Consider the following 13,011-nt stretch of genomic DNA (forward strand, 5'->3'; position numbering starts at 1 on the left):
TACCATTCTAGTATATTGACAAATATAATTAGGTGATATATAATAAGTTCAACGAACAAACAAAGTTAATTGTAAGCGTTAACGTTTTGATTTGTTTTCTCTACCATACTAGTTATACTAGAGAAATATTAAGGTCGTTCTAATGATAACTTGACTTTTAAAGAACACTAATGTAAGCCTTTTCTTTTGTTGAGGAGATATTGAGAAGCATCTTTTCTCTTATGTTTTACATATAAAGGTTTCTGATTAGAGATAGATGCAGAAGGGGGAAAAAGTATGGAAGCAACTAAAAAGGTAAAAGATCTTAAAATATCAAAGAATGAACTATGGACAAGTATAAGAAAAGATTGGCAGTTGTATTCACTGATTTTATTACCCGTTCTATATTTAATTATTTTTAAGTATGGTCCGATGTTTGGTAATATTATCGCTTTTAGAAGGTTTATTCCTGGTGGAAGTATTGTTGGGGAAGAATGGGTAGGATTACAGTATTTCCAAATGTTTCTGAATGATCCAACCTTTTATAAAGTTTTTGCTAATACGTTTATTTTAGCTTTTTTACTACTCGTAATTACTTTTCCGGCACCTATAATTTTTGCCTTGCTATTAAATGAACTGAAAAATCAATTTTTTAAGAGATTTGTACAGACGGCATCTTATCTGCCACATTTTTTCTCAGTAGTTGTGGTAGCAGGTATGGTATTTGAAGTATTAGCTCTTAACGGTCCTGTTAACAGTTTGTTAGCAAGTTTGAACTTTGAAAAAATTAGTTTCATGCAACTACCAGAGTGGTTTAGAACGATATTTGTAGGTGTTGACTTATGGCAAACGTTAGGTTGGGGTGCTATCCTTTATCTTGCAGCTCTAACAGGTATTAATGAAGAACTGTATGAAGCAGCAAGAATTGATGGAGCTAATAGATGGAAACAAACAATCCATATTACTATTCCGGGAATTTTACCTACTATCGTAGTATTATTGATTTTAAACATTGGTAACTTCTTGCAAATTGGCTTTGAGAAAGTTTTATTGCTTTACAACCCGTTAACATATGAAACAGCCGACGTAATTGCTACTTACGTATACCGGGTCGGTCTTCAATCAGGTAGTTTCAGTTACGGTACAGCAATTGGCCTATTTGAATCTATCATTGGATTACTATTAGTGTTAGGTGCAAATTATCTTTCTAAAAGAATTACGGATAACAGCTTGTGGTAGGGGGGACAAATCATGAAGGAATCATGGCAATATAAAGTCTTTAAAGTTTTTAATGTAGGGGTTTTAATATTTATTGTTTTTGTAACGCTTTTTCCTTTTTTTAACATTGTTGCACAATCCTTTAGTTCTGAAGCATATATAAATTCTGGTCAAGTTAGTCTATGGCCAAAAGGTTTCAACATTGAAACGTATAAAGTGATCATGTCTGATACCATGTTTTGGATTAATTATAAAAACACAGTGGTTTATACCGTTGTCGGGACAATAATATCACTAATATTATCAACAATGATCGCTTACCCACTAGCTAAGTCTAGATTAAAAGGTAGAAGATTTTTAACTTTATTCTTCGTGTTTACGATGTTCTTTAATGGTGGATTAATTCCTAACTATGTGCTTGTAACATCTCTAGGGTTTGGAAATAGTATCTGGGCGATCGTAATACCCAACGCGATTAGTGTATTCAATATGTTGATTATGAGAACCTTCTTTCAAAACATCCCAGAAGAATTAGAAGAAGCAGCAATTATGGACGGTTCGAGTACTTTCGGAATTTTATTCAAAATTGTGTTACCGTTGTCAAAACCGATTTTAGCAACTATGATGTTATTTTATGCAGTTACACACTGGAATTCTTGGTTTCCAGCATTTATTTTCTTTACGGATAAAGAGTTATTTCCTGTATCAATTTATTTAAGAAACATGATTAAAGGTGCGGAAGCGACAGTTGGAACTGGTGCAACAGCAGCGGATAACATGGTTCAAATTTCAGCGAATATAAAATCTGTAACAATGGTATTGACGGTATTACCTATCTTAACGGTATATCCTTATATCCAAAAATATTTTGTGTCAGGTGTTATGTTAGGCTCAGTCAAAGGATAATAAAATGATATGCATTTTAAGGAGGTGATGGCTTAACAAAATAAATAGCCGAAACTGATGAGGTGCAATTATTTTATTCATGTTCAAATATAAAACGAGGGGGAAGTTCCATGACAAAACAATGGAAAAAAATGATGTTAGCGATCGTGCTAGTATTTGTTGTTGGTGTATTAGGAGCTTGTAGTGATTCTAGTTCATCTGATGACGTTGAGGAAGATGATGATCCATCAAGTGAAGGTGGATCAGGAGTAGCAATGGAAGATTACAGTGTAGGTGATACTTTTAAAGCCACAGAACCGGTAACGTTCTCTACGCTTTTCAATGATCACCCGAACTATCCATTGAAAGAAGATTGGTTGTTTTTTGAAAAATTAGAAGAGATGACGAACGTAACCTTAGATATTACTTCAGTACCAATGAGTGATTATACGGATAAACGAAGCTTATTAATTAGTAGTGGTGATGCTCCTTATATTATTCCGAAAACTTATTCAGGTGAAGAAACACAATTCGTATCATCAGGAGCGATTTTACCAATTAGTGATTACGTCGATATGATGCCACACTATCAACAAAAAGTAGAAGAATGGGAAATTGAACCATTCTTAGAAGGTTTACGTCAACGTGACGGTAAATACTATGTTTTACCAGGTATTCATGAAAATGTATGGCCAGATTATAGTTTAGCAGTAAGAACAGATATTTTAGATGAACTTGGACTTGAAGAACCAACTACATGGGAAGAAGTAGAAGAGATGCTTTTAGCAATGAAAAAAGAATATCCTGATAAATATCCATTCTCTGATCGATTCAAGTTTGATAGTACGTTAAACGTTGCTGCAACTGGATTCGGCACAAGAGCTGGTTGGGGTTTGGGAAATATGTTGGAATATCAAGAAGATTCGGATGAATTTATTTTCGCACCTGCGACAGAAGAATATCGTTCGATGGTTGAATATTTCAATGGTTTAATCGAACAAGGATTATTAGATCCTGAAAGTGTTACACAAGAAGATGATCCAGCAATTGAGAAGTTCACTTCTGGCGACTCTTTTGTAATTAATACAAATGGTCAAACATTAACACAATATCGTGCGACAATGAATGAAACATTGGGTAAAGATGACTACTCTATTAAGAAAATTGTTGTTCCAGGCGGTCCCGCTGGACAGTTAATGAATGGTTCTAAATTGGAAAACGGTATCATGTTCTCTGCGAAAGCAGCAGAAGACCCTAATTTTGAAGCGATGTTACAATTCATTGATTGGTTACTGTACAGTGATGAAGGTTTAGAGTTTGCTAAATGGGGAGTCGAAGGAGAAACATATACTAAAGAAGATGTTGACCGTCAGTTAGCAGAAGATATTACATTCCGTGGAATGAACGAAGGCGCTGACAATCACCTTCAAATTGATTACGGTTTCTCTCAAGGTAATTGGTCTTACGGTGGTCCAACTGAATTACTTCATTCTATGTTTTCGGAAGAAGAAATTGAGTTCCAAAACGCAATGCATGAAACAAAAGAACTAGTATTACCAGATCCACCAATCCGTTATGATGAGACACAGTTAGAGCAAGCTTCATTATTAAGCACGCCATTAAAAGACACTGTTGAACAAAACACGCTGAAATTCATTGTGGGTGACAGAGATATGTCAGAGTGGGATGCTTATATACAAGAACTTGAAGGAAAAAACATGCAAGGATATGTAGATCTTGCAAATGAAGTGTACCAAAATAACAAATAATATGGAGTCAAATATATAACACGGAGAAACCCTTCTCCGTGTTATGCATCTTTACCAAACACGTTTTGAATAATTACATAGCAACTTCTCCTAGGTTTGCGTTCTTCCATTCTTTTGATGATGAGCTGAAGACCGTGCAGGGCAGTGAGAAAGCCGCGGAAGGGGAGTGCTTTTCAGCAATGATGATTTAGCACGCAACAAAAATAGAATGGAAGGAAGCAAATCTAATCTTTCATTATATTTAGATACGGCTAGGAACTTGGAAATTCAAATTGATCATCTAAAAGGGGATAAAGTGATAAATGTTAAAGCTCATCAAAAAATAGTATAAACATTCTATAAAATTTCAATCCAAAAATCTCCCATTCGACAAGAATTCATAGTAGAAGTAGAATGTTATAAGTAAATAGATAAAAAAGAAAGGGTTTTTTGATGGATTTAAATCAAGGTGGATTTTATCGCTTTTCTAATTATGTTTACTGGTTATTAATTTTAAATATTTTATTTGTATTCACTAATATACTTTGTTTTGCTGCGCTTATTATGTTAATTCCAAGTATATCAAATTCTATCCTATATTATATAGCATTTATCCCAGCTGGGCCTGCTTTTGCTGCTTTATTTCATAGTTTAAGTATTTTAGTGAGAAATAATGAAGTAACACCATTTAAGGAGTTTTTTAAAGCTTATAAAAAGAATTACTGGGAGGTTACAAAAGTTTGGTTACCTATTCTGACTGCCTTTTTTATTCTAGTTATCGATATTCAGTATTTTAATCAAAATCCAACTGTTTGGAATCAAATTCTAAATGGGATTTTTCTCGTAGCCTTGTGTTTACTTGTGATATTTTCCTTGTATGCTTTGCTAATTACCACGCATTATAAATTTCGACTCAGAGATGTTTATAGGTTATCACTGTATTACATTTTTACGTGGATTAAACGAACAACGGGTAACATTGCGATTCTTTTTCTAACTATTGTATTAATGTTTTTTACATCTGATTTCATCATCATTTTGATTAGTAGTTTAGTTGCTTGGTGTCTTGTTTTAAATACGAAACCAATTATACAGGATGTGAAAATTAGTTTTGTAAGAAATGATAACAAGAATCAACAAGATACATAGTCTTGATCTATGAAAGTGAAGGTGAGCAAATATGATCAATCGAACAAAGCTTTTTAACGATCATTGGTTATTTGTCAAAAGTGATTTAGGCACAACATCAGCTAAGGATCTAAATTTCCAACCTGTGGAAATTCCGCATGATTGGTTAATTTACAATACAAATAACTTATATGAAAACAGTATTGGTTGGTATAAAAAGGAGATAAATTATCAACCGAATCCACGTAGAGATGTGTTATTATGCTTTGAAGGTGTCTACATGGATTCTGTGTTATATGTTAATGATCAGTTTGTCGGAGAGTGGAAATACGGTTATTCTAAGTTTGAACATAATATTACCAATTATCTTAAGTCTGGTAAAAATGACATAGTACTTAAAGTAACATACCAAAGTTCAAATAGTAGATGGTATACGGGCGCCGGTATTTATCGAGATGTCTGGCTGAAAGAACGAAGTCGAAACTACATTAATACAGATGGTATTTACGTATCGACATTTAAGAAAAATGATCATTGGACAGTAGAGATTGATACAGATCTACAAGCAACTGAAAATTTAACATTGACACATATAATCGAAAAAGATGGGAAAGAAGTATGTGCGGTTTCTGATGTGATCGAACAAGATCAAACATTTAGCACGTTATCTTTACAAGTAAAAAATCCTGAGTTGTGGCATATCGATTCACCTCATCTTTATTGCTTGACGACTACATTACAGTCAAAAGACACATCAGAATTAGTTGAGTCGCAAATACAGCGAATCGGTTTTAAAGAAGTGCAGCTTGATTCAGCTAAAGGATTTTTCTTGAATGGTGAACAACTGAAATTTTATGGTGTCAATGAACACCATGATTTAGGGGCATTAGGCGCAGCATTTAATGTCAATGCCTTAAGAAGAAGGATGAAAATCTTAAAAGACATGGGGGTAAATGCAATTCGCACGGCACATAATATGCCAGCAAAAGAAATGATGAATCTTGCGGATGAAATCGGTTTTCTTGTCGTAACGGAAGCATTTGATACTTGGGAAAGGTCAAAAACACCTTATGATTATGCTCGCTTCTTTAAGGAATGGTATAAGAAAGATGTTGAGTCATGGGTAAAACGTGATCGAAACCATGTCAGTCTTATAATGTGGAGTATCGGAAATGAAATCTATGATACCCACGCTAATGAGAGAGGCCAACAATTAACACTTGATTTAATGGAAGCGGTTAATTATTTTGATCCGAAACAAAATGGAGTAGTGACAATTGGATCCAATTATATGCCATGGAAAAATGCACAAAAATGCGCTGATATTATCAAAGTGGCTGGCTATAACTATGGTGAAAAATATTATGAGAAACATCACCAAGAGCATCCGGATTGGGTAATCTTTGGAAGTGAAACAATGGCAGTTGTACAGAGTAGAGGGGTTTATCATTTTCCATACGATAAACCGATTTTAGCGGATGATGATCAGCATTGTTCAGCGCTGGGAAATAGTGCAACAAGCTGGGGAGCAAAGTCAGTCGAATCCGCTTTAATAAAAGAACGTGATACATCATTTTCATTAGGTCAATTTATTTGGACTGGTTTTGATTATATTGGTGAACCAACACCATACCATACCAAGAATGCCTATTTTGGCCAAATTGATACTGCTACATTCAAAAAAGATTCGTACTTTATTTATCAATCAGCATGGACGAATTATAAAAAGGCACCAATGATTCATATTTTCCCATATTGGGATTTTAATGAGGGTCAAACAATTGATGTACGAGTGGCAACGAATGCACCGAAAGTTGAGTTGTTTTTAAACGGTAAATCACTTGGCAGGCAAGAATTAGACCATCAAAAGGGTGATATACTTTCGGGTTGGTGGAAAGTTCCTTATCAAGTTGGAAAGTTAGAATCGTATGGTTATGATGAAAATGATGAGGTAATTGCTTACGACCAGAGACAGTCATTCGAGGATTCAGCTGAAATTACGTTAGATACTGATCTAGAAGTAATCAAAGCCAATGGCACAGATTTAGCTTTTGTTGAAATTGGGATGAAAGATAAACATGGCAATCCGGTCGAAAACGCTAATAACAGAGTGTACGTCGAAGTAAATGGTGCCGGGAGATTGCTGGGTTTGGATAATGGCGATCAAACCGATTACGACCAATACAAAGGAGTAAGTAGGCGCTTATTTAATGGGAAGTTAATGGCAATTATCGGATCTACATTGGAAACTGGCCCAATTACCATTAAGGTTTCTTCACTTGGATTACCCACTGCTTCTTTGCATTTATTATCAGAGGAAACGTCTAAGACTGTTAAACAATCGATTTTAGCTAGTAATTATCCAACAGAAGTAGTGACAGGTAAAAGCGAAGAAATCCCTGTTCGAAAAATTGAAATTAGTTCAGATAGTGGCCAAACTTTAAATGAAGTGAAACAACAACTAAATGTGTTTGCTACATTATATCCAGCCGATACGGATTATACCAATGTGGAATGGAGCGTGGTAAATGATATAGGGATTGTATCGAATATTGCGACGATTGAACCGAATGGCAAGAAAGCAAAAGTTACTGCTTTTGGAGATGGTGAATTCAGAGTTCGCTGTACAAGTAAAAATGGGAAAGACACCATTAATTTAATTTCCGAATTAGAATTTAAAGCGGAAGGCTTAGGTCCTGCCTTCAAAGATCCTTATTCCTTTATTTCAGCAGGCTTGTATGATGCTAGCAAAGGTGAAGTAACAAATGGTAATGAACGAGGGGTTGCGACAAGTCGGGACGGCGAAACACAAGTTGGTTTCCACAATATCGATTTCGGTAAAGAAGGATCAGATGTTATTACCATTCCCATATTTGCACTTTCAAGTGAAGAATATGATCTTCAGATTTGGGAAGGAATGCCGAATGATCCGAACAGTGAACTGTTAGCGGATACAATTTATCAGAAAGAATCAAAATGGAATGTTTATCAACCGGAAACATTTAAGCTAACCAAAAAACTAAAAGGCGTTACATCGATTTCTTTCGTTACCAATAAAAAGATGCATATTAAAGGTTTTTCTTTTGAAAAATATAATCGTTCTTTTTCTAAAAACTACGCGATAGACGCAGATAAGATTTATGGTGACACGTTTAACAAGTTATCTGATCGAGTTGAAGAAATTGGAAATAATGTTTCGTTTGAGTTCGATCACTTTGACTTTGGAGACAAGGGTGCTACCCAGTTAGTCATTAACGGTCATTCGCCAATTGATAGAAATTCGATCCACGTTCGTTTCTTTGATGGTGAAGAGGAAAGAGCTGAAATTCTAGAATTTAATCATACAGAAGGATATAGAGAAATAGGCTTTAAACTAGAAAAGATCAAAGGTGTGCAAAAGGTCTCAATCATCTTTTTACCAGGTTCTCAATTTAACTTTAGATGGTTCCAATTTAAATAAGAAAAGGGAGAGATGTTTCATGTTAAAAGTAGCAATAATAGGTACGGGGGCAATTTGTCCTTCCCACGTTAAAGGCTATTTGCAATTTCCAAGTAAGTGTAAGATCGTTGCATTATGTGATATTTATCCGGAAAAAGCAAAGAAAATGAAAGAGGATTTCAATCTTAATGCAAATGTGTATGACAATTATCAGGATTTAGTAGAAAAGGAAGAGGTCGACCTGATATCCGTTTGTACACCACCATATACACATGCAGATATAGCCATTCATAGTTTGGATGCAGGAAAACACGTATTAGTAGAGAAACCAATGGCTTCTTCTTTAGAAGAATGCGATGCAATGGTGAATGCCGCAAAACAGAATAACAAAATTCTATCGGTTGTGGCCCAAAATCGTTTCACAACACCAATGATGAAGTTAAAGAATGTACTGGAAACAGAGCTCATGGGACCTATTCTGCATACGCAAGTCGATTCCTTTTGGTGGCGAGGGCACAGCTATTATGACTTATGGTGGCGAGGCACCTGGGAAAAAGAAGGTGGTGGATGTACTTTAAATCATGCGGTTCACCATATTGATATTTTCCAATGGATGCGGGGTATGCCATCGGAGATTACCGCTGTAACAAGTAATACGGCTCATGATAATGCCGAGGTGGAAGATATCTCGGTTGCAATTGGTCGTTATCAGGACGGCAGTTTAGCCCAAATCACAAGTTCAGTCGTTCACCACGGGGAAGAACAACAGTTAATTTTCCAAGGTAAGAAAGCCCGTGTCTCTGTGCCATGGAAGGTGAAAGCGTCGGTATCAAAGGAAAACGGCTTTCCAAACGAAGATCCGCAACTAGAACAGCTGTTGACAGAAGCTTTTGAAAGCCAGCCTGATCTCGAGCATGAAGGACATCAAGGTCAAATCGAAAATGTACTTGATGCGATTATCGAAAATAAATCAGTGTTAGTTGATGGGGTACAAGGGCGTCAAACATTAGAGCTGATTACAGCAATCTACGAATCTGCCAACTACCAACGTATGGTAGAATTACCGTTGACGAAAGAGAGCCCTTATTACACGAGAGAAGGAATCTTAAAAAATGCGAAACACTTCTATGAAAAAGGTGCATCGATAGAGAACTTCTCTGATACTGAAATTACAACTGGTGGTAAATACGAATAAAATAATCATTTGAGGAGGTTATTATGGATAACAATAAAGATGGAATGAATTATGCACCAGTAGGAAATTCAGCTAAAGTAGCACAAGTAAAAGCGATGAAAATTGAATAAAATGTATAATTCCCTTGGAGAATACTATTTCTCCAAGGGTTATTTAACTTAGAGAAACATTGATAATTGGACAAATTATATAATCAAAACAATATTGGACTAATGAGATAATTATGCTAATATCATATTATGTAAGCGTTTTGTTATTAAAGGTGATGCGATAATTTCAGATTACATTAAATGATAGATGTGAATAAAATTTCGAAATATAATTAGGTTGTGATAAAAATGGATCGAAAAGCAGCTCAACTTCAAACAATTGAAACCTTAACAAAGGCTGGATTAGTCTTAACAGAAGATGAAATGCAGCGAGTCGAAATTGCCGATTTTGGCCTAGATCGATTAGAGCAAGAAGGATTACAACTGATTACATATGAAAATAATTCCCACTATTGTGCCAAAGAACTCGTCTTATTTCCAAATCAAACATGTCCAGAGCATAAGCATCCACCAATAGGTAAAACAGAAGGGAAGCAAGAAACATTTCGTTGCCGAGCAGGAAAGGTATATTTATATGTTGAAGGAGAACCGACAGAGTCGATCCAAGCAACGATTCCGCGAGAAAGTGAAGCATATTATACTGTGTTTCACGAAGTGGAGTTAAATCCAGGACAACAATACACGATCCCTCCGAATACCTTGCATTGGTTCCAGGCGACTGAGCAAGGCGCAATTGTTTCCGAATTCTCTACGACCAGTCGAGATGAGTATGATATTTTTACCAATCCTGATATCAAACGCACACCATAAAGTCACTTAAAACTGTAAGGGTTTAAAGATAACACTTACTATAACATAAAAAATAACGGGAGGACAAAAAATGAAGCTGGAAAAAAATCAAAAATTATTGTTCATAGGGGATTCCGTAACAGATTGTGATCGAGCGAAACCAGAGGGAGAAGGATTATTTCAGGCATTAGGAACCGGATATGTCGCAATCGTTGATGCATTCTTACAATCGACATACCCTGAATTAGGAATACGTGTGGTGAATAAAGGGACATCCGGAAATAACGTAACAGACTTAAAAGCGCGTTGGCAAGAAGATGTACTTGCCCAAGAGCCTGATTGGTTAGTCATTATGATTGGTATTAATGATGTCTGGCGTCAATTCGATTCGCCTTTTATTCCAGATCGACATGTTTATATCGATGAATATGAGAAAACTTACCGAGAGTTAGTAGAGCAAACACAATCAAAAGTAAAGCAATTAGTGCTGATGACACCATTTTATATAGAACCAAATCCAAGTGATTCCATGCGTCATAAGATGGATGAATATGGTCAAGTCGTAAAGGAAATTGCAAACGAGTATAATACGTTATGTATCGATACACAAAAAGCATTTAACACTGTTTTAGAGGATATTTATCCTGCTGCAATTGCATGGGATCGTGTTCACCCGAATCAAACTGGGCATACGGTGTTAGCAAAAGCTTTCTTAAACGAGATTGGGTTTGACTGGCGGAAACAATAAGATGCCGGGATATAACTAGCCAAAAATAGCTACAAAAGTTCTGATGATCATTCTTTGATTATCGGAACTTTTTTGTTGTCCTTACCTTCAGAGTAATTTCTATTTATCAGTCATTTACTGCACATATCTATAATATACAAGTAGAATCAAAGTACCCCACAAACGAAAATTATTATGCTACGATATGGAATATCAATTAAAGGGAACACTTATGTCCCAAGTTCGTTCTTTTCTTTTTTAACAGCTGAAATCATCCGTTAAGATAGAATCACATAGCCTCCACTCTCTTCCTCTCATTCTGTTCATTTTTCCTCTCGTTTTTGAATGACTGTTATTTTTTAGGTAATAATAACGGTGAAAAGGAGGAATGACGATGATGGGATTAATAATAAAACTAATTGTTTGTCCAATTACAGTAATCATTGCATCACTAATCTTTCCCAACGTAGAATACGCTAACTTATGGCAACCGATCATTGTTGGTCTAGTCCTTGCAGTGTTAGCGCAAATGATGGAGGTTATGATGTTAAAAGAGGATACTTTCGTGTTAAGTACTGTAATGGATTTTGTTGCAGCTACCCTGATTGTTTACTTTATTTCCTTGTTCTTTGTGAATGCTGAAGTAACTTTTATGGGTGCGCTTTTTACCGGTGTTTTACTTGCGATCACAGAAATCCCTCAACATAGTTATTTAATTAAAAGTGGGAAAATCGCGAAAGCTCCAGCCTAAGATATTCCTCGACTGCTTGTCCAATATTTGATCCTTTCAATTTGTCGGGCATCAGATGATATTGGTATGCAGAAGGTCCTGAATAAACTCAGTGCCTTCTTAGCATTTATGATATATTTTCAACTTTAAACAAACACACAACTATTTGTAAGTGTTTGTTTTCCTTTTGCTCATAATCGTTTATTGATCCATTGCATGACATTATCTAATGCTAAATCCCGGTAATGAGCTCGTAGCGGATGATGGAACCCATCATTAAATGTAACAAAATGCTTATCAGGTATCGATACAGAATGGAAGAAATCTTGAATAAAACGAGGATGTACGATCGGATCTTTTTGATCGTAGACACAAAGTACAGGGAATTGAAATAAGGCTGCATCCGCTATAGCATCAACTCCATTTTGGATTAATTCAGAAAGCCAACGTGGCGTATATTGTGACGTCATTAATGGATCTTTTTTTAACTCTTTTTTCTTTGGTAAATATGGTTCTAATGATGCAACCGCTCTGAAAATTCTTTCCCATCTGTTAGGTTGTATGGATAGATTCGGCAATACACTTGAAGCAACTGCAAGAATTTTCTTGCTAAAGGAAGTCAGCTCAAAACGTAATGCTAGTGCTGGTGAAGATAAAATCACTCCAGTTGTCTCATATGCGTAAATTTGGCTGTAGCGGATTACGATTAAACCGCCTAAGCTGTGGCCGAATAAAAAGATCGGCAAATGTTCAAACCTGGCAGAGACAAACTCAATTAAATAATGTAGATCGTCTACATAATCCCGGAACGAATTGACGTGTCCCCGCACTCCTTCTGATTGACCAAATCCTCGTAAATCAGGTGCAACTACAGCAATACCTTGTTTTACACACTGTTCACTTATAGATTGATAACGGCCAGAATGTTCCCCAGCACCATGAACAATAATAATTACCGCTTTTGGTTCGGAAGGAATCCATGTTTGATAAAAAAGGCTGATACCGTCTTGTGATTTGAAAAAATTGCTTGAATACATGATATACCTCCACGTTAAGTTATCACGGAAGCTAACTTCCTGACAAATTTCGCTAATCATCAGTGGGGAAATAAAGCCACACTGAT

The 13,011-nt window shown here is 35.8% G+C and carries 10 protein-coding genes; 9 read left to right on the plus strand and 1 reads right to left on the minus strand.

The window, feature by feature from the left end; genetic code table 11:
* The first annotated feature begins 276 nt into the window (after window positions 1-276).
* From GI584_RS08055 to GI584_RS08095, 9 genes are all read left to right on the plus strand, one after another.
* Entirely contained in the window at window positions 277-1,218 is a 942-nt protein-coding gene (locus GI584_RS08055; RefSeq protein ID WP_100361165.1) for an ABC transporter permease, read from the plus strand.
* Between the two features lie 12 nt (window positions 1,219-1,230).
* Entirely contained in the window at window positions 1,231-2,103 is an 873-nt protein-coding gene (locus GI584_RS08060) for a carbohydrate ABC transporter permease (RefSeq protein WP_100361164.1), read from the plus strand.
* Between the two features lie 110 nt (window positions 2,104-2,213).
* The gene (locus GI584_RS08065) at window positions 2,214-3,851 is read left to right on the plus strand and encodes an ABC transporter substrate-binding protein (RefSeq protein ID WP_100361163.1); all 1,638 of its coding nucleotides are present in this window, start codon (window positions 2,214-2,216) and stop codon (window positions 3,849-3,851) included.
* A gap of 432 nt (window positions 3,852-4,283) precedes the next feature.
* Window positions 4,284-4,979 carry a YesL family protein gene (locus GI584_RS08070; protein WP_100361162.1) on the plus strand — a complete coding sequence of 232 codons (696 nt, stop codon included), beginning with the start codon at window positions 4,284-4,286 and terminating at the stop codon, window positions 4,977-4,979.
* 31 nt (window positions 4,980-5,010) lie between these two features.
* Window positions 5,011-8,418, plus strand: a complete 3,408-nt coding sequence (locus GI584_RS08075) for a glycoside hydrolase family 2 TIM barrel-domain containing protein (protein ID WP_194842159.1) — start codon at window positions 5,011-5,013, stop codon at window positions 8,416-8,418.
* Window positions 8,419-8,437: 19 nt separating this feature from the next.
* Complete coding sequence (locus GI584_RS08080; RefSeq protein ID WP_153790903.1) at window positions 8,438-9,592, plus strand: Gfo/Idh/MocA family protein; 1,155 nt, start codon at window positions 8,438-8,440, stop codon at window positions 9,590-9,592.
* Window positions 9,593-9,930: 338 nt separating this feature from the next.
* Window positions 9,931-10,452 (plus strand): D-lyxose/D-mannose family sugar isomerase, encoded by a 522-nt coding sequence (locus tag GI584_RS08085; RefSeq protein ID WP_100361160.1) that lies wholly within the window; start codon window positions 9,931-9,933, stop codon window positions 10,450-10,452.
* 70 nt (window positions 10,453-10,522) lie between these two features.
* Window positions 10,523-11,179 carry an SGNH/GDSL hydrolase family protein gene (locus tag GI584_RS08090; RefSeq protein ID WP_100361159.1) on the plus strand — a complete coding sequence of 219 codons (657 nt, stop codon included), beginning with the start codon at window positions 10,523-10,525 and terminating at the stop codon, window positions 11,177-11,179.
* Window positions 11,180-11,552: 373 nt separating this feature from the next.
* Window positions 11,553-11,909, plus strand: coding sequence for a hypothetical protein (locus GI584_RS08095; RefSeq protein ID WP_153790904.1), 357 nt, complete (start codon window positions 11,553-11,555; stop codon window positions 11,907-11,909).
* Between the two features lie 170 nt (window positions 11,910-12,079).
* Here GI584_RS08095 and GI584_RS08100 read toward each other — a convergent pair whose 3' ends face one another.
* Window positions 12,080-12,925, minus strand: a complete 846-nt coding sequence (locus tag GI584_RS08100) for an alpha/beta hydrolase (RefSeq protein WP_194842160.1) — start codon at window positions 12,923-12,925, stop codon at window positions 12,080-12,082.
* Window positions 12,926-13,011 lie beyond the last annotated feature (86 nt).

The organism is Gracilibacillus salitolerans (assembly GCF_009650095.1).
In the GTDB taxonomy this organism is placed as follows: Bacteria; Bacillota; Bacilli; order Bacillales; family Amphibacillaceae; genus Gracilibacillus; species Gracilibacillus salitolerans.